Source organism: Bradyrhizobium sp. HKCCYLS3013 (genome assembly GCF_051167615.1).
Lineage (GTDB): Bacteria > Pseudomonadota > Alphaproteobacteria > Rhizobiales > Xanthobacteraceae > Bradyrhizobium.
On sequence record NZ_JBNPTK010000008.1, the window covers coordinates 103,131 to 120,991 of the forward strand.

Here is a 17,861-nt window from a genome sequence, read left to right on the forward strand (position 1 = left end):
TCCCGGCTCAGTCCGTGATGAAGCCATAGGTGCCGCGATAGTTGCGTCCGGGTTCGACCCGGCCGGGTACGCCGTAGATGCGGTTGATGCTGCCCAGGAGATCGGCCTGGGGATCGGAGGCGGCCGCAAAGCCGTCGTCTGGGCGGGAGAGATCCTTCTGTGCCACGGCGCGGACGACGAACGGCGTCACCAGAACCATCAGCTCGGTCTGGTTGTTGACGTAGTCGCGGCTGCGGAACAGCGCGCCGAGGACCGGCAGCTGCATCAGGCCCGGCATGCCGCTGATCGCCTGCTTGGTCTGCTGCTGGATCAGGCCGGCCATCGCCATGGCGCCGCCGGAAGGAATCTCCAGCGTGGTCTCGGCGCGGCGGGTCTTGATCGAGGGAACCGTCAACGAGTTGACCGTCGACGCGCTGACGGCTTGCGACAGCGTGATCGAATTCTCGTTTGAGAGCTCGGAGACCTCGGTCATCACCCGCATCGAGATCCGGCCCTCGCTGAGCACGACGGGCGTGAAGTTGAGCGAGATGCCGAACTTCTTGAAGCTGATCTGCGTCGTACAGACATGGGTCGTCGGATCGCAGGAGTAACCGGCGGGAACCGGAAACTCGCCACCGGCGATGAAGGTCGCGGACTCGCCCGAGATGGCGGTCAGATTGGGTTCCGCGAGCGTACGGATCACGCCCGCGTTCTCCATCGCGCGCAGTGTCGCCTGCACCGTCGGGGTCGCTCCGCCTAACGACGCGGTCACGGCGTTGTTGGAGACGAGATTGCTGCCGTAGGCGGTGAACGGATTGGAGTTCGCGTATTTGATAACAGCCGTTCCGTAGTTGAGCTGGCCGGAGAGATCGATGCCGAGCTGCTTGACGACCGAGCGCTGTACCTCGGCGACAGTCACCTTCAGCATGACCTGGTCCCGGCCGCGCACGGTGATCGAGTTGACGACCTTGTCGGCGCCGCCGGCGAGCCGGGCGGCCAGTTCGCCGGCCTGCTGGGCTTCGATCTGGCTCGACGCCGAGCCGGTCAGCACGATGCTGTCGGCGAGGCCCTCGATCTGGATATCGGCATTCGGCAGCAACTGCTTCAGCGCCGCCCGCGCGCCGTTCAGGTCGCGCTTGACCGCGATGTCGTAGGCCGCGATCTGCTGGCCCTGCGCGTCGAAGAAGACGATATTCGTCTGACCGATCGCCGCACCGATGATGTAGGCGCGCTGAGAGGAGCGCACGACGGCATTCGCGATCTTCGGATCGGCAACAAGAACGTCCTTGATATCGCGCGGCAGATCGATGACGACGGACTTGCCGATGCCGAGCGCAAGGAAACGTGCATTGTTCTGGCCGTCCGCGGCGGCGGCTGCAGTCGCCGGGCGATAGTCTGCCGCGATCACCGGCGCGATCGCCGGATTGAGGGTCAGCGCAGCGGCGGCCGAAAACGACAGCGCGCGGACCAGCAGGGTCCGCATCTTCCGCTGATTTTCGCTGCAGGTCATCTGGGTGGTCCTCTTGCTCACTTCTGCGTCGTCATCGTGCTGGGAATGCCGAAGCGGACGACGGCAACGCTGTCGCTGCGCTTGCGGCTGGTCTCGTCCGTGCGGCGCTCGGCCACGTTGACGTCGGCGATGCTGCGGAGCGCCAGGGACAGCGTTCCGGTTTGACGGGCACGCGCGAGCGTCTCGGCCTGTTCTGGCTTCAGCTCCAGCGTGACCGTCTTGCCGACCACCGTGGTCTGGCCGTCCTTTTCCTTCGGAGCCTGATCGATCGCCAGCACGCGGATGTTCGACAGGATGATATCGGAGCTGACGACGTCGCCCGCGTTGGGCTGATCCGGATTGCGTTCGCGCTTGGACAGGATCACGTCGACGCGATCGTTCGGCAGGATGAAGCCGCCGGCGCCGGTTTCCGGCGAAATCTCGGTGGACACGGCGCGCATGCCGGCCGGCAGGATCGCGGCCATGAAGCCCGAGCCGTCGGCCTTGACGAGCTTCTGTTCGCGGATGGGCTCGCCGGCAATGAACGGCGCCCGCGCGATCGTGCCGGTGATCTGCGTCTGTCCTTCGGGCCGCTCGTTGCGGCGGATGAAGCTGGAACTGGCCGTGGCCGCCGGCCAGCTCTGCCACTGCAGATCTTCGGGCTTGAGGGATTGGCCGAGGGCAATGTCGCCCTTGGCGACGAGAACGTCGACGGTCGGCATCTGCGGCGCGGGCGCGGCGACTTGAGCCGGCCGGTCGTCGGACCCGCTCGCGAGATATGCGGCCACGCCGCCAGCGCCTACAGCGATGGTCAGAACCACAATGCGTGCGGTATTCATACGCTTCACTTTCCACATGACGCCGCGACGTTTCCGCCGCCGTGATGGGAGTTGAGCAGTTATTCGTCAAAGCATGGTTAATGAGGCGTATCTAAATCGCCTTAACACCGCGTTGACACGGTGTGTTCAGAGCAATGCAAGACGCGCAGCGTCGATCGCCTTCACCCAATCGGTCTCCGGATAGACCATCAGAGCGCCCAGGGCGAGCGCGATGCCATAGGGCACGCCGCTCTCCTTGGCGTGCAGGCGTGCAAGCCAGGGTTGCCCCGCCAGCATGTAGGGCAACGGCCATTGCCGGAACTGCATGAGAGCGAGGGTGAGCACGCCGCCGAAGATCGAGGCGTACAACAGGTAGTTCATCAGGTGGGCGAAGCCGAACCACAGGGCGGCGGCGGATGCAACCTTGGCGTCACCGCCGCCGATCCAGCCGAATGCAAAGCACGTGAACGCAATCACCAGCAAGGTCGCGCCCGCACCGAGATGCATCAGCATGTCTGCCATGCTCATCCCGCTCAGCGGCGCCAGAACCAGGAAGCCGGCGACGAGCGCCAGGGAGACCCGGTTCGAAATGGTCATCGTGAACAGGTCGCTCGCCGCGGCAAAGGCCATCAGGGCCGGAAACAGCAGGAGGCGCGCGAGATCGAGGGTCATGGGCTCTCAATGGCATCGACGCGGGGCATGGGTGCGCCGCTGCGCCAGAGTCTAGCTGCAAGAAATAAATGATCGGGAAACGGCCGGAATGGCCGGCCGGTTGTCGATCTCACCAGACGCTGACGATGCGGGCCGCCAGAGCGAGGATGGACAGGCCGAGGCCGCCGCAGATCCAACGCAAGGCGACGTCGGTCCCGCTGGGCGGAGGCCGGGACGCGGCTGCGGACAAAACGTGGTTACGCATCACTGAACGCCGCGGAGCTGAAGGTGGAAATGATAAAGGCCCCGGATGTCCGGGGCCTTCTTTGCTCGGCCGTGACGACCGCTTACTTCAGCGAGGTGTTGATCGCGCCGAACTTGGAGCTCAGGCTGGAGCCGAGACCGTTCACTGCGGCAATGATCGCGAGCGAGATGCCGGCGGCGATCAGACCGTATTCGATCGCGGTCGCGCCGGATTCATCCTTCACGAAGCGAGCAAGAAGATTCTTCATAGGTAACTCCATGTACACGTGGCTGGTCGAACAAACTCTGGTCGTTGCGGCGTTCTCAGCACCGTGACCATGCGGCCACCCTAGGGGGCAGGAATTTCGGCGTAGTTAATTCGGTCGCCGAAACCCGGCGACAAATGGCTGTTATTGTGCAGAGTAAACGTAGGATGAAGCGGACCGTGATCATTCTAAATGATCCACGGCACGCGCTGTGCCAATCTCACTGAAAAGATGAGCGCGAGCTTCCACTGCCGCGCCCAATGTTTCCAGCGCAGGAGCCTGCGCCGCGTTCCGCACCATAGGCATATGGTCCCGTCGACCTGGCCGGCGAGCCCTTGGCTCCGCGTCGATCGTGCTGGACCGATCGGCAGCCCAGCTCGGCCGGCCACGAGGTTCACGGCTCCTTAAGCGCCAAGGAGTACCCCTCGGAACAGTTCATGAGATGAGGAATGTGATGTCCGGTCTGCCATGGGAAGTCGCGCTGATGCTCGGCCAGACCATCGAGAAGGTGCTGCCGATCACCTTGGTGCTGGCAGTGGTGTTCTCGGTGCTCAGCCACTTCTGGGCCTGCAATCCCGGCAAGCCGTGGTGGCAGAAGCGCGAGCTCGTCACCGACGTGGTCTACTGGTTCTTCGTGCCGGTTTTCGCGCGGGTGCTCCGCATCGGCTTTCTCGTGCTCGGCGCCAGCGTTCTCTTCAAGATCCGCGACGCCGACGAGTTGATCGCCTTCTATGAGAACGGGCACGGCCCGCTGGCGCAGCTTCCGGAATGGCTGCAGGGGCTGCTCTTTCTCGTGCTCTCCGACTTCATGCTGTACTGGACGCATCGTCTGTTCCATGGCGGCGAGTTCTGGAAATACCACGCGGTCCACCACTCCTCGGAAGATCTGGAGTGGATTTCGGCGGCCCGCTTCCATCCCATCAACCTGATCCTCGGCACGATCGCGGTCGACGTCATCCTCCTGATGGCCGGCATCTCGCCCAATGTCATGATCTGGGTTGGACCGTTCACGACGTTCCATTCGGCCTTCGTCCACGCCAATCTCAACTGGACGCTGGGCCCGCTGAAATATGTCCTCGCCACGCCCGTCTTCCATCGCTGGCACCACACGTCGATGGAGCAGGGCGGCAACACCAATTTCGCCGGCACGTTCCCGATCTGGGACATCCTGTTCGGCACGTTCCGGATGCCGGAGGGGCAGTTGCCCATGGCCTACGGCAAGGACGAGGCGACGATGCCCGGTGAGTTCGGCGGTCAGCTCGCGTTTCCGTTCCGAAGATGACGTGTTCTGCAACCGCCCGAGCTGAGATGGCGGCGTTTGCAGAACGTTCACCAATTGAGCGCAGATTTGCCGCGTCGGGCGCCGTCACCGCTGCGTATCGCTTGAGACGGCTCGTCAAGGTCCCGGGGTTGAGTATGTCGTTCTGTGTATCGCGTCGTCCTTCTGTTTCCTTCGCATTGCGGGCGGCTGTCGCCGCCGTGCTGCTGTGGCCGGCTGCCGCCTCGGCGGAACCCGATCCTGCCATCGCCGTGAATGTCGACCAGGCCAAGCTGGTCAAGTTGCCCGACCGGGTCGCGACCCTCGTCGTCGGCAATCCGATGATCGCCGATGTGACCTTGCAGAGCGGCGGCATCATCGTCGTCACCGGCAAGAGCTACGGTGCCACCAACTTCATTGCGATGGATCGCGGCGGACAGGTGCTGATCGATCGCCAGATCCAGGTCGCCGGACCCACCGACCAGCTCGTCACGGTGTATCGCGGCGTCGATCGTGAGACCTATAGCTGCATGCCGATCTGCCAGCGCCGGGTGACCTTGGGCGACGGCGACAACTACTTCAAATCGGTGCTCGACCAGGCTGGAACGATGTCCAGCACGGCGAGCGGCAACGCGGCAGCGGCGTCGAAGACCAACTGAGCGGCTGGCTTGGCCGTGCCTGGCCGGGTCGATGGCGACGTCTGACCGCATCTCCACGCGCGTCGGCACCGACGATGCGGTGAGCCTTGCCGCTGGCGCTGCGGCTCGATAGCCCGATTCGTTTGGTTTCGATGGTCGGATCGGACAGGTGGCGCTGCCTCAAAGGGCTGACTGCGAGCGACCCCCCAAGCATGCAGGGCGATCGCGTATGGTTTTCCCGGGCGGAACTTTCATGGCCTCGTGGTTCGAGACGCGTCGCAAGAGCGACGCTCCTCACCATGAGGATCAACAGCTTTGCGGCGGAGAAAGGCCCTCATCCTGAGGAGCCCGCCGAAGGCGGGCGTCTCGAAGGATGGTCGCGAAAAGACTGCGCGCCCAGCTTTTTCACCATATGCGATCGCCCTGCCCAAGCATGGTTAGCGGGACGTTGATGCGGCGGGCCATACTGTCCGTATCGTAGGAAACTCTTTCCCAAGGAGTTTCCGCTATTCGTTTCACTCAGGTTGATGTGCCTTTCCAGTCCGGATGACCCCATGCAAGCCTCCGTCTCCTCGACCGCTTCGATGCGCCGGCTGCTGCGCCGCTTCCGGCGCAACAGGCGGGCATCGGCCGCGCTCGAATTCGCGCTGGTCGCGCCGGTCTTCTTTGCGCTGCTGTTCGCGATCATCGAAACGGCGCTGATGTTCTTTGCCGGCCAGGTGCTCGAGACCATCACGCAGGACTCGGCGCGCATGATCCTGACCGGACAGGCGCAACAGGGCTCCTATACGCAGTCGCAGTTCGCGAGCTACGTCTGCACCCAGGTTCCCGCGCTGTTCGACTGCAACAAGATCTATATCGACGTGAAGAGCTACTCCTCGTTCGGGAGCGTCTCGATCAGCAACCAGATCGACAACAGCGGCAACTTCGTCAACAACATGACCTACAGTCCGGGCGCCGCCGGAGACATTGTCGTCGTCAGGCTGTTCTATCAGTGGCCGATCTTCGTGACCGGCCTCGGCTACAACATCGCCAATTTGAGCGGCAGCAAGCGGCTGCTGGTGGGTACGGCCGCATTCAAGAACGAGCCGTATTCATAACACGGACCTCGCGAGCTGCTTCTGAGGGACACCAGGAATTCATCATGCCGTTGGGAAGAATGCCGGGTATGTCTTCGCGCCTGCGCCTGTGGCGTCGCATCGACGCCTTCGCTGCCGATTGTCGCGGTGTCGCGGCCACCGAGTTCGCATTCATCGTGCCGCTGATGCTGGTGATGTTCTTCGGCACGGTCGAATTCTGCTCGGCCATCGCCGTCGACCGCAAGGTCACTTTGATGGCGCGCACCCTGTCCGATCTGACGTCGCAGTCGACCACGGTCGGCGACAGCGACATGTCGAACTTCTTCGCCGCCTCGACCGGCATCATGTATCCGTACTCGACCACGCCGGTGAATGCGACGATCACCGAACTCTATGTCGATCCCACCACCATGCAGGCGACGGTGAAGTGGAGTAAGGGGTCGACGCCGCGGACCGTGGGCATGACGGTCGGCGTGCCGGCCGAATTGCTGGTGTCCGGCACCTATCTGATCTTCAGCGAGGTGAACTACCAATACGTTCCGACGATCGGCTACGTCATGGGCAAGACGGGCGTCAATCTCAGCGACGTCGCCTATACCCGGCCGCGGCAGTCGACCTGTGTGATGTATAGCCCGGCGACCTCCTGCTGAGCTGAGCGCCGGACTAATCCTGCGCGGTGCCGGGTCCGCTTGCGCGCGGGCAACAGACCGCGTTCCAGGCGATCACAATCCGACGGCGAACAGCCGGCAAATAAAAAAGGCCGCACAAGGCGGCCTTTCGTTGTCCAGGTGGGCAATCGTAGGCGATTGCCCTGGCGTCGCTCAATTGGCGGCGCGGAGATTGTCGGCCGACGACTTGCCCGAACGGCGGTCCGCCACGATCTCGTAGGAGATCTTCTGGCCTTCGCGCAGCGTGCCGAGACCAGCGCGCTCGACGGCGCTGATGTGCACGAACACGTCGTTGCCGCCGTCGTCCGGCTGAATGAAGCCATAGCCCTTGGTTGCGTTAAACCACTTCACGGTTCCCATGCTCACGGGGGTAGTTCCCTTCTCAGATACCAAATGCGTAACCCAGTCTCCTGGGCTGGTTAGATCGAATTTTTGGAAGGGTCGTCAGCGTCTGAACCGGCTGTACCGGTAATAGCTAATCTCGTCCGGCCGAAAATCGATTGCGGGATATATTATTGGAAATGCCCGCGCAAAACAATCCTGAGCTGCGCGAGAGTGCATGATTTTTTGACGCGCCGGCTCGATGCCGACGCGCTGAATTGTCGCTGATTGCGCAAGGCTTGATCAATCCGCCGGGCCGGGCGGAACATTGCTCCGCCCAATCCCCCTAGCGCCGACGGAACTGGCCGCCGCGCTGCGCTGCGCCACGCGGAGGACCGCCGGGCGAGCTGGGACGCTCGTCCTTGTGGCGGAAGATCAGCCGGCCCTTTTCGAGGTCGTAGGGCGACATCTCGACGGTCACGCGGTCTCCCGCGAGCGTCTTGATGCGATTCTTTTTCATCTTGCCGGCGGTGTAGGCAACGATCTCGTGCCCCGCGTCGAGTTGTACCCGATAGCGTGCATCGGGAAGGATTTCGGTGACCAGCCCTTCGAACTGGATCAGCTCTTCCTTAGCCATGTCTTTCTCCAGATCGATAGACGTCTAGTTTGGCCGTTGGTTGCGGTTGTGAGCGTGGTTTTTGGGTCTGCCCTCGCGATGCAGGAAAGCAACGCCTTGAATCGACCCGGCCTTGCCGCCGCCTTGCGACGGCCGCTGGGGCTCCTGACGATTGCCTGGCAGAGGCGCCATCTTAGCATTGGAACGACGGCGACGGCGAGGGCCTTTTGCGGCGGTGCCACCCTCGTTGGTCCGCGCATTCTGCATGCCAGGACGGCCGCCGCGCTGAGGCGGTTTGGCCGGTGCTGCAGCTTCGCGGAGGCCGGGCGTGCGGCGATCGTCGCGCGGCAGCGAGATCTTGATCAGCCGTTCGATGTCGCGAAGATAGGACAGCTCGTCCGATCCCGCCACGAGCGAAATCGCAACGCCCTCGGCGCCGGCGCGCGCCGTGCGGCCGATCCGGTGGACGTAGGTTTCGGGCACGTTCGGCAGGTCGAAATTGACGACATGGCTGACGCCGTCGACGTCGATGCCGCGCGCCGCGATGTCGGTTGCGACCAGGGTGCGGATCTCGCCGGAGCGGAAGGCGGCCAGAGTGCGCTCGCGGTGATTTTGCGACTTGTTGCCGTGGATCGCCTGGGACGGGATGCCGGCCTTTTCCAGGCTCTTCACGACCTTGTCGGCGCCGTGCTTGGTCCGGGTGAACACCAGCGCGCGGTTGACTGGCTCCTGCTTGAGCAACTGAGCCAGAAGGTTCGGCTTGGCCGAGTGGTCGACGTGGATCACGCGCTGGGCAATGCGCTCGACCGTCGAGGAGACGGGGGTCACCGCGACCCGCGCGGGGTCGCGCAGCATGGCGTCCGCGAGCTCGGCGATGTCCTTAGGCATGGTGGCCGAGAAGAACAGCGTCTGCCGCTTGATCGGCAGCTTGGCCACGATCTTCCGGATGTCGTTGATGAAGCCCATGTCGAGCATGCGGTCGGCTTCGTCGAGCACCAGGAACTCGACATGGGTCAGCTTCAAAGCGTTGCTCTGGACCAGATCGAGCAGCCGGCCAGGGGTGGCAACCAGCACTTCGAGGCCGGGCATCACAGCGCGGACCTGGCGTCCCATCGGCACGCCGCCGATCGCGAGCGCCGAGCTCAGGCGGATGTGCCGGCCGTAGGTGTTGAAGCTGTCGAGGATCTGACCCGACAATTCGCGGGTCGGGCTCAGCACCAGCACGCGTGCCGTCTTCGGCTGCGGCTTGATCCGGTTCTGCAGCAGGCGGTGCAGGATCGGCAGCGCAAACGAGGCCGTCTTGCCGGTTCCCGTCTGGGCGATGCCGATCACGTCGCGGCCTTCGAGCGCGAGCGGGATGGTCTGGGCCTGGATCGGGGTGGGGGTGGTGTAGTTCTCTTCCTTCAGCGCGCGCGTCAGCGCGTCGGCGAGGTTAAAATCCTGGAAGGATGTCAAAAGATTGGGCTTTCCATAAGAGGATAAGGCCCGTGTCGGCAGGCAGCCGGACGCGGGTGGGTGGTTGAGAGACACCCGCGTGTTTGGAGCGCCTAGATTGGATGGGTGAGAATGCAAAGCCAGAAGCTCGGGTCGAGCTAAAGAACACGCGGCTTGCAAAGATCCGGCCGATTCGCCTCGATCTACCGGATATATGGAACAGGTGGACGGCACATGCAAGGCCGCTGCGCAACGGATCGGCTTTCCGGGTGGTACCCGGCTGCTTTAAATTTAGCCATTTAAAACAAAGTGCACAAATCCTGCGCTAAGTGCTATCTGATTAATCATCGAGCTTGCTCAATTCGATAGCAGAAGGCTGCGACCTCGCGCCACGAGAGCGCGAAGTTCCACTTCTGTGTCAATGCCTTACCAGATGTGCACGGCATGGCACACTTCTTGCGATTCTTCCGCCGCAGACCGCCGGCCGCCTTGGCTGCGAAGCACGTCTGCGTCAGGGAGATATTACCTCATGCTTACTCGACTCACTCAGGAATTAACGGCGCCGTTCAGCCGCCGTCGCTGGCTGGCTGCTGCTGCCGGCCTGGCGCTCGGCGCAGCCGGCTTTGGCCCGGCCAAGGCCGCTGACGACACCATCAAGATTGGCGTTCTGCATTCTCTGTCCGGCACCATGGCCATCAGCGAGACCACGCTGAAGGATACGATCTTGTTCCTGATCGACGAACAGAACAAGAAGGGCGGTGTGCTCGGCAAGAAGCTCGAGGCCGTCGTGGTCGACCCCGCCTCGAACTGGCCGCTGTTCGCCGAGAAGGCGCGCGAGCTGATCACCAAGGACAAGGTCGCGGTCGTGTTCGGCTGCTGGACCTCGGTGTCGCGCAAGTCGGTGCTGCCGGTGTTCAAGGAGCTCAACAGCATCCTGTTCTACCCGGTCCAGTACGAGGGCGAGGAGAGCGAGCGCAACGTGTTCTACACCGGTGCGGCGCCGAACCAGCAGGCGATCCCGGCGGTCGACTACCTGATGAAGGAAGAGAAGGTGAAGCGCTGGGTGCTGGCCGGCACCGACTACGTCTATCCGCGCACCACCAACAAGATCCTCGAAGCCTACCTGAAGTCGAAGGGCGTGGCTCAGGACGACATCATGATCAACTACACGCCGTTCGGTCACTCCGACTGGCAGACGATCGTGGCCGACATCAAGAAGTTCGGCTCGGCCGGCAAGAAGACCGCCGTGGTCTCGACCATCAACGGCGACGCCAACGTTCCGTTCTACAAGGAGCTCGGCAACCAGGGCATCAAGGCCAAGGACATCCCGGTGGTCGCGTTCTCGGTGGGTGAGGAAGAGCTCGCCGGCATCGACACCAAGCCGCTGGTCGGCCATCTCGCTGCCTGGAACTATTTCGAGTCGATCAAGACCCCGGCGAACGAGAAGTTCATCAAGGAGTGGCAGGCCTACACCAAGAATCCGAAGCGCGTGACCAACGACCCGATGGAAGCCCACTATATCGGCTTCAACATGTGGGTGAAGGCGGTCGAGAAGGCGAAGTCGACCGATCCGGACAAGGTCATCGACGCGCTCCCGGGCATCGAGGCGCCGAACCTGACCGGCGGCGTGTCGAAGATGCTGCCGAACCACCACATCACCAAGCCGGTGTTCATCGGCGAGATCAAGGGCGATGGCCAGTTCAGCGTCGTCTACAAGACCAAGGATCTCGTCCCGGGCGACGCCTGGTCGAAGGAGCTCGAGGGCTCGAAGGACCTGATCGGCGATTGGGTCGGCAAGAAGTGCGGCAACTTCAACGTCAAGACCAACAAGTGCCTGGGCTCGGGCTCCTGATCCCGACCTGACGCGACCATGACGACAGGAGAAGGCGGCGATGTTGCCGCCTTCTCTTGACCTCCTGAACTCCTGCCGGGGTTGTCCAGTGACTGCTGTTTTTCTGGCGATCATTCGCCGTCTGCTTGTTTTGCTCGCCCTGATCGCCGTTTCCGTTCCCGCCTTCGCAGCCAGTTTCGAAGAGTCGGTCGCGAAGCTCGCGAACGATGATTTCTCGGACACGGACGAGGCCGTCGGCGAGATCGCGGTGTCGGGCAACCCGCTGGCTTTTCCGATCATCAGCGCGCTCCAGGACGAGCGGCTGATGTTCGATGCCGAAACGAAGAAGGTCTATGTCAAGCAGACCGACGGCAAGATCATCGATGCCGCGACCGGCGCTGCCGTCGACAAGCTTCCGGACAATGCCGCGGCGGTCAGCCTCAACAACCGGCTCCGGCGCAGCGTGGATGCTGCGCTGGGTGGCCTGACGCTGTTGTCGCCGGATACCAACACACGCCTGACCGCCGCCAAATCGGTGTTCAAGTCGCATGAGGAGGCGACGCTGCCGACGGTGGAATCGGCGCTCGCCAAGGAAACCAATCGCGCGGTCAAGCAGGCGTTGACCGAGGCGCGGGCTGCCATCCTCCTGTTCAAGTCCGACGCGAGCGAGGTGGACAAGCTTGAAGCGGTCGCCACCATCAGGTCGCGCGGCGACCAGGAGGCGCTTGCGCTGCTGACCGAGATCAGCGGCGGCGACCAGCCGGCCACCGTCACCAAGGCTGCTGCCAGCGCGATCTCATCGATCCAGAGCTCGCTCGCAATCTGGTCCGGCGTGCAGAACGCCTGGTACGGCCTGTCGCTCGGCTCGGTGCTGCTGCTCGCCGCCATCGGCCTCGCCATCACCTTCGGGGTGATGGGCGTCATCAACATGGCCCATGGCGAGATGGTGATGCTCGGCGCCTACACCACCTTTGTCGTGCAGGAGGTCATCCGCACGCGGTACCCGGCGCTGTTCGACTATTCGCTGCTGATTGCCGTCCCGCTCGCCTTCCTGGTCGCCGGCGCGATCGGCGTGCTGATCGAGCGCACCATCATTCGCTTCCTCTACGGGCGTCCGTTGGAAACCTTGCTCGCGACTTGGGGCCTGTCGCTGATCCTGCAGCAGGCGGTGCGCACGGCGTTCGGTCCGACCAACCGCGAGGTCGGCAATCCCTCCTGGATGAGCGGTGCGTTCGAGCTCGGCCAGATCACCATCACCTACAACCGGCTCTGGATCCTCTGCTTCACGATGGCCGTGTTCGCGATCCTGCTGGCGATGCTGCGCTACACCGCGCTCGGCCTGGAGATGCGCGCGGTGACACAGAACCGGCGCATGGCGGCCTCGATGGGCATCGCGACCTCGCGCGTCGATGCGCTCACCTTCGGGCTCGGCTCCGGCATTGCCGGCATCGCCGGGGTCGCGCTGTCGCAGATCGACAATGTCAGCCCGAACCTCGGCCAGAGCTACATCATCGATTCCTTCATGGTCGTGGTGTTCGGCGGCGTCGGCAATCTCTGGGGCACGCTGGTCGGCGCCTTCACGCTGGGCATCGCCAACAAGTTCCTGGAGCCGGTCGCCGGCGCCGTGCTCGGCAAGATCGCGATCCTGGTGCTGATCATCCTGTTCATTCAGAAGCGCCCGCGCGGCTTGTTCGCGCTCAAGGGCCGGGCGGTGGAAGCATGATGCCGCACGTCCTCACCCGGTCGCTCGATCGCGCCGCAACCATCTTCGTGCTCGTGGTCGCCGCCTGCGGCGTGCTGATCCCGCTGTCCAACCTGCTGCTGCCGGCCGGCTCGGCCTTGCAGGTGCCGACCTATCTGGTCGCGCTGTGGGGCAAATATGTCTGCTACGCGATCCTGGCGCTCTCGATCGACCTGATCTGGGGCTATTGCGGCATTCTCTCGCTTGGCCATGGCGCGTTCTTCGCGCTCGGCGGCTACGCGATGGGCATGTATCTGATGCGCCAGATCGGCACCCGGGGCGTCTATGGCAACCCGATCCTGCCGGACTTCATGGTGTTCCTGAACTATTCCAAGCTGCCCTGGTACTGGCACGGCTTCGACATGTTCTGGTTTGCAGCTTTGATGGTGCTCGTGGTGCCCGGCCTGCTCGCCTTCTGCTTCGGCTGGCTCGCCTTCCGCTCGCGCGTCACCGGCGTGTATCTGTCGATCATCACCCAGGCGATGACCTACGCGCTGCTGCTCGCCTTCTTCCGCAATGATTTCGGCTTCGGCGGCAACAACGGCCTGACCGACTTCAAGGACATTCTCGGCTTCAACGTCCAGGCGGAAGGCACCCGCGCCGCGCTGTTCGCGCTGAGCTGCCTTGCGCTCATTCTGGCGTTCCTGATCTGCCGGGCGGTCGTGTCATCGAAGCTCGGCAAGGTGCTGATAGCGATCCGCGACGCCGAGTCGCGGACGCGCTTCCTCGGCTACCGCGTCGAGTCCTACAAGCTGTTCGTGTTCACGCTGTCGGCCTGCATGGCCGGCGTCGCCGGCGCGCTCTACGTCCCGCAGGTCGGCATCATCAACCCCTCCGAGTTCGCGCCCGGCAATTCGATCGAGGCCGTGATCTGGGTCGCGGTCGGCGGCCGCGGCACGCTGGTCGGGGCTGCGCTTGGCGCCGTCGTCGTGAACTACGCCAAGACCTTCTTCACTTCGGGCGTGCTGGCGCCCTACTGGCTGTTCATGCTCGGCGCATTGTTCGTGCTCGTCACTCTGCTGTTGCCCAAAGGCATTATCGGCACCTTCAATTCCTGGTGGGATCAGCTCGGCAGCAGGAGGCTGAACGCCGAGAGCGCCGCCCGCGAGGACGGCGTCACCGAACCCAAGATGGCGGAGTGAGCGCATGAACGTGATGGACACCCGCGCGACGTCGTCGCTGCTCTATCTCGACGGCGTGCACGTCTCGTTCGACGGCTTCCACGCCATCAACAATCTTTCGCTGACGCTCGAGCCCGGCGAGATGCGCGCCATCATCGGCCCGAACGGTGCCGGCAAGACCACGATGATGGACATCATCACCGGCAAGACCAAGCCCGACGAGGGCACGGTGCTGTTCGACGGCAAGACCGACCTGACCCGGCTCGACGAAACGCGGATCGCCGAGCTCGGCATCGGCCGCAAGTTCCAGAAGCCGACGGTGTTCGAGAGCCAGTCGGTGGAGGACAATTTGCTGCTTGCGCTCAATGTCGACCACAGCGTCAAGGGCACGCTGTTCTGGCGCGGCTCGAGGGGCGAGGCCGAGCAGATCGACCGGGTGCTCGAGACGGTGCGGCTCAAGGATGCCCGACGCAAGCTCGCCGGCAGCCTCTCGCACGGCCAGAAGCAGTGGCTGGAGATCGGCATGCTCCTGGCACAGGACCCGAAGCTGCTGCTGGTCGACGAGCCGGTCGCCGGCATGACCGACGTCGAGACGCATCAGACGGCTGAGCTGCTCAAAGAGATCAACAAGGATCATACCGTCATGGTCGTCGAGCATGACATGACTTTCGTTCGCGAGCTCGGCGTCAAGGTCACTTGCCTGCACGAAGGCACGGTGCTGGCCGAGGGCACCATCGATCAGGTGTCGTCGAACGATCGGGTGATCGAAGTGTATCTGGGACGCTAGGCGATGTTGGACGTCAAGGACATCAACCTCTATTACGGCGCCGCCCAGGCGCTGCGCGGCGTCTCGATCGCGGCGGAGCCGGGCAAGGTCACCTGCGTGCTCGGCCGCAACGGCGTGGGCAAGACCTCGCTGCTGAGGGCGCTGGTCGGGCAATATCCGCTGGCGTCGGGCAGCATCACCTTCGATGGCGCTGACATCACCCGCCTGAAGCCGTATGAGCGGGCGCGCAAGGGCATCGGCTTCGTGCCGCAGGGGCGCGAGATCTTCCCGCTGCTCACGGTCGAGGAGAATCTCAAGACCGGCTTCGGGCCGCTGAAGCGGGCCGATCGCAGCATCCCGGACGACGTATTCTCGCTGTTTCCGGTGCTGGAATCGATGCTCGGCCGCCGCGGCGGCGATCTTTCCGGCGGCCAGCAGCAGCAGCTTGCGATCGGCCGGGCGATGGTGATGCGGCCAAAACTCCTGCTTCTCGACGAGCCGACCGAGGGCATCCAGCCGTCGATCATCAAGGACATCGGCCGGGCGATTTCGTACCTCCGCAATCTCGGCAACATCGCCATCGTCCTGGTCGAGCAATATCTCGACTTTGCCTGCGAACTCGGCGACAACTTCGCCGTCATGGATCGCGGCGCGGTGAAGTTCACCTGCACCCGCGCCAATCTCGACCAGGCCGAGATCAGCCGCCAGATGGCGCTGTGATCATCACGTAGCTTCTCGACGCGGTCTCGCCCGCGTCTGGTCCCAGGGGAGGGGATCGATGCGGGCCGATCCCGCCAACGCCGCTGCCGACATCTTCGAGGCCAACCGCGCCCGCGGCGCGGTGCGCTTCGACGTGCGGCTGCAGGACGACGTGACGCGGCGCCATCACCTGCATGAATCCGGCTCGCTGCGCGTCCGCTTTCCCTCGCCCGAGGACGACGGTCTGTCGGCGATGTTCGTCAACACCGCAGGCGGAATCGCCGGCGGCGACCATTTCGCGATCGAGGTCGCGGCGGGCGAAGGCAGCCGCGTCACGCTGTCGAGCGCCGCGGCCGAGAAGGTCTATCGCGCGCCGGGCAAGCCAGCCGAGCTCGATATCGCGCTGACGGCTCATGCCGGCGCGCACATCTCGTGGCTGCCGCAGGAGACCATCCTGTTCGACCGCGCCCGCATTCATCGCCGCATCGACATCGACCTCGCCGACACCGCCTCGCTATTGTTGTGCGAGACCGTCGTGTTCGGCCGCACGGCCATGGGCGAGCGCATGCGCGAGGGCGAGTTCGTCGATCGCTGGCGGCTCAAGCGCGGCGGCAAGCTGGTGTTCGCCGAGACGGTCCGCCTCGACGGCGACATCGGCGACAAGCTGGCGCAGCCCGCGATCGCCAAGGGCGCCGCGGCCATCGGGACTGCGCTGATCGTGCCCGGCGACGCCGCGCTGGTGGAGCGCATCAGGGAGAGCCTGCCGGCGTTTCGGGGCGAGGCCGGACTGTCCGCCTGGAATGGATTTGCAATGGCGCGCTTCTGTGCCCAAGATGCCGCGAGCCTGCGCGCCGACATGATGGCGGTGCTCGGCTGCGCATCGGCCGGACCGCTGCCGCGGCTGTGGCTCAACTAGACGTTTACCAACTGACGATCATTAGAAGACGATCACCAGAGAGTCCGCATGAACCTGTCTCCCCGCGAAAAGGACAAGCTCCTGATCTCGATGGCCGCCATCGTGGCCCGCCGCAGGCTCGAGCGCGGCGTCAAGCTGAACCATCCCGAAGCGGTCGCGATCATCTCCGACTTCATTCTGGAAGGCGCGCGTGACGGCCGCACCGTGGCCGAGCTGATGCAGGCCGGCGCCCAGGTCCTGACCCGCGATCAGGTGATGCCGGGCATCCCCGAGATGATCCACGACATCCAGGTCGAGGCGACGTTTCCGGACGGCACCAAGCTGGTCACGGTGCACGAGCCGATCCGCTAAGTTCTTGCACGTCATTCCGGGGCAGCCCGCAGGGCTGAATCCGGAATCCAGAGATTGTCTGCAATCGATTTTGAGATTCCGGGTTCGGTCCTGCGGACCGCCCCGGAATGACGGAGAAAGACACATGATCCCCGGCGAATTTTTCATCCAGGACGGCGAGATCGAGCTCAATGCCGGCCGCAAGACCGTGACGCTGTCGGTCGCCAACACCGGCGACCGGCCGATCCAGGTCGGCTCGCATTACCATTTCTTCGAGACCAATCCGGCGCTGAAGTTCGACCGCAAGAAAGCCAGGGGCATGCGGCTGGATATCGCCGCCGGCACGGCGGTGCGCTTCGAGCCCGGCCAGACCCGCGAGGTGCAGCTGGTCGCGCTCGGCGGCAAGCGCACGGTCTACGGCTTCCGCGGCGACGTGATGGGCAAGCTGTAGACGATGCTGACCGGATTGCGCCTCGTCTCCGAAGCGGCCGAGCTGGCGGCGCGCCGTCATGCCGGCCAGCAGCGCAAGGGCCGCGACGAGGAGCCGTACATCAATCATCTCGCTGAGGTCGCCAACATCCTCGCGGTCGCCTGCAACGGCGAGGACGCCGAGCTCGTCGCGGCCGGCTGGCTCCACGACAGCATCGAGGACACCGACACCAGCCACGACGAGCTGATGCAGCGCTTCGGCTCGCGCGTCGCCGGGCTGGTCGAGGAGGTCACCGACGACATGACCCTGCCGAAGAGCGAGCGGCGCGCGGTCCAGGTCATCGCGGCTCCCGGCAAGTCTGATGGCGCCAAGCAGATCAAGATCGCCGACAAGATCAGCAACATCCGCGCCCGCATTGTGTTCGAGCCGGATCTCGAGCAGCAGCTCGAGCTGATGGAGTATCTTGGCTGGGCCGAGCAGGTCGTCGCAGGCTGCCGCGGTGTGAATGTGGCGCTGGACGCGCTGTTCGACGAGACCGTTGCGAACGCGCGGGGGACGCTGTGAGCG

20 protein-coding genes are annotated in these 17,861 nt (G+C 64.0%); 13 read left to right on the plus strand and 7 right to left on the minus strand.

What is annotated here, in order from left to right; all coding sequences use genetic code 11:
• Positions 1–7 precede the first annotated feature (7 nt).
• From ACQR1F_RS16595 to ACQR1F_RS16610, 4 genes are all read right to left on the minus strand, one after another.
• A complete protein-coding gene (locus ACQR1F_RS16595) occupies positions 8–1,489 on the minus strand; it encodes a type II and III secretion system protein family protein (protein WP_316177235.1) in 1,482 nt (493 codons plus the stop codon).
• A 17-nt stretch (positions 1,490–1,506) separates the two neighbouring features.
• On the minus strand, positions 1,507–2,307 hold the full coding sequence (gene cpaB / locus ACQR1F_RS16600; protein WP_316177237.1) for a Flp pilus assembly protein CpaB: 801 nt from the start codon (positions 2,305–2,307) through the stop codon (positions 1,507–1,509).
• A gap of 126 nt (positions 2,308–2,433) precedes the next feature.
• Positions 2,434–2,958 carry an A24 family peptidase gene (locus tag ACQR1F_RS16605; RefSeq protein WP_315734617.1) on the minus strand — a complete coding sequence of 175 codons (525 nt, stop codon included), beginning with the start codon at positions 2,956–2,958 and terminating at the stop codon, positions 2,434–2,436.
• A gap of 326 nt (positions 2,959–3,284) precedes the next feature.
• Entirely contained in the window at positions 3,285–3,449 is a 165-nt protein-coding gene (locus ACQR1F_RS16610; protein WP_231317342.1) for a Flp family type IVb pilin, read from the minus strand.
• Between the two features lie 451 nt (positions 3,450–3,900).
• Between ACQR1F_RS16610 and ACQR1F_RS16615 the strand changes: the two genes are divergently transcribed.
• The 4 genes from ACQR1F_RS16615 to ACQR1F_RS16630 all read left to right on the plus strand — a co-directional run bounded on the left by ACQR1F_RS16615 (position 3,901) and on the right by ACQR1F_RS16630 (position 7,071).
• Positions 3,901–4,728, plus strand: a complete 828-nt coding sequence (locus tag ACQR1F_RS16615) for a sterol desaturase family protein (protein WP_315804697.1) — start codon at positions 3,901–3,903, stop codon at positions 4,726–4,728.
• Between the two features lie 134 nt (positions 4,729–4,862).
• Complete coding sequence (locus tag ACQR1F_RS16620; protein ID WP_315804698.1) at positions 4,863–5,363, plus strand: pilus assembly protein N-terminal domain-containing protein; 501 nt, start codon at positions 4,863–4,865, stop codon at positions 5,361–5,363.
• Between the two features lie 533 nt (positions 5,364–5,896).
• A complete protein-coding gene (locus tag ACQR1F_RS16625; protein ID WP_315804699.1) occupies positions 5,897–6,442 on the plus strand; it encodes a TadE/TadG family type IV pilus assembly protein in 546 nt (181 codons plus the stop codon).
• Between the two features lie 68 nt (positions 6,443–6,510).
• Positions 6,511–7,071 carry a TadE/TadG family type IV pilus assembly protein gene (locus tag ACQR1F_RS16630; RefSeq protein ID WP_315804700.1) on the plus strand — a complete coding sequence of 187 codons (561 nt, stop codon included), beginning with the start codon at positions 6,511–6,513 and terminating at the stop codon, positions 7,069–7,071.
• Positions 7,072–7,242: 171 nt separating this feature from the next.
• Here the strand turns inward: ACQR1F_RS16630 and ACQR1F_RS16635 are convergent, their stop codons facing one another.
• From ACQR1F_RS16635 to ACQR1F_RS16645, 3 genes are all read right to left on the minus strand, one after another.
• The gene (locus ACQR1F_RS16635) at positions 7,243–7,455 is read right to left on the minus strand and encodes a cold-shock protein (RefSeq protein ID WP_006612155.1); all 213 of its coding nucleotides are present in this window, start codon (positions 7,453–7,455) and stop codon (positions 7,243–7,245) included.
• Between the two features lie 301 nt (positions 7,456–7,756).
• On the minus strand, positions 7,757–8,047 hold the full coding sequence (gene infA, locus ACQR1F_RS16640) for a translation initiation factor IF-1 (RefSeq protein ID WP_315804701.1): 291 nt from the start codon (positions 8,045–8,047) through the stop codon (positions 7,757–7,759).
• A gap of 24 nt (positions 8,048–8,071) precedes the next feature.
• Positions 8,072–9,481: a DEAD/DEAH box helicase gene (locus ACQR1F_RS16645; RefSeq protein WP_316238217.1), complete on the minus strand. Its 1,410-nt coding sequence runs from the start codon at positions 9,479–9,481 to the stop codon at positions 8,072–8,074.
• Positions 9,482–9,989: 508 nt separating this feature from the next.
• Between ACQR1F_RS16645 and urtA the strand changes: the two genes are divergently transcribed.
• The 9 genes from urtA (at position 9,990) to ACQR1F_RS16690 (ending at position 17,858) form a co-directional block, all read left to right on the plus strand.
• Positions 9,990–11,312, plus strand: coding sequence for an urea ABC transporter substrate-binding protein (gene urtA, locus ACQR1F_RS16650; protein ID WP_315804702.1), 1,323 nt, complete (start codon positions 9,990–9,992; stop codon positions 11,310–11,312).
• An 88-nt stretch (positions 11,313–11,400) separates the two neighbouring features.
• Positions 11,401–13,014 (plus strand): urea ABC transporter permease subunit UrtB, encoded by a 1,614-nt coding sequence (gene urtB / locus ACQR1F_RS16655; protein WP_434913480.1) that lies wholly within the window; start codon positions 11,401–11,403, stop codon positions 13,012–13,014.
• On the plus strand, positions 13,011–14,174 hold the full coding sequence (gene urtC / locus ACQR1F_RS16660; protein ID WP_315804703.1) for an urea ABC transporter permease subunit UrtC: 1,164 nt from the start codon (positions 13,011–13,013) through the stop codon (positions 14,172–14,174). Before urtB ends, urtC begins: the two co-directional genes overlap by 4 nt.
• Positions 14,175–14,178: 4 nt before the next feature.
• Positions 14,179–14,940 carry an urea ABC transporter ATP-binding protein UrtD gene (gene urtD, locus ACQR1F_RS16665; RefSeq protein ID WP_315804704.1) on the plus strand — a complete coding sequence of 254 codons (762 nt, stop codon included), beginning with the start codon at positions 14,179–14,181 and terminating at the stop codon, positions 14,938–14,940.
• Positions 14,941–14,943: 3 nt separating this feature from the next.
• Positions 14,944–15,639 (plus strand): urea ABC transporter ATP-binding subunit UrtE, encoded by a 696-nt coding sequence (gene urtE, locus ACQR1F_RS16670; protein WP_315804705.1) that lies wholly within the window; start codon positions 14,944–14,946, stop codon positions 15,637–15,639.
• Positions 15,640–15,697: 58 nt separating this feature from the next.
• Positions 15,698–16,534 carry an urease accessory protein UreD gene (locus tag ACQR1F_RS16675; protein ID WP_434913481.1) on the plus strand — a complete coding sequence of 279 codons (837 nt, stop codon included), beginning with the start codon at positions 15,698–15,700 and terminating at the stop codon, positions 16,532–16,534.
• A 48-nt stretch (positions 16,535–16,582) separates the two neighbouring features.
• Positions 16,583–16,885 (plus strand): urease subunit gamma, encoded by a 303-nt coding sequence (locus ACQR1F_RS16680; RefSeq protein WP_015669637.1) that lies wholly within the window; start codon positions 16,583–16,585, stop codon positions 16,883–16,885.
• Positions 16,886–17,009: 124 nt separating this feature from the next.
• Positions 17,010–17,315, plus strand: a complete 306-nt coding sequence (locus tag ACQR1F_RS16685) for an urease subunit beta (protein WP_315804707.1) — start codon at positions 17,010–17,012, stop codon at positions 17,313–17,315.
• A gap of 3 nt (positions 17,316–17,318) precedes the next feature.
• A complete protein-coding gene (locus tag ACQR1F_RS16690; protein WP_315804708.1) occupies positions 17,319–17,858 on the plus strand; it encodes an HD domain-containing protein in 540 nt (179 codons plus the stop codon).
• The last annotated feature ends 3 nt before the right edge of the window (positions 17,859–17,861 follow it).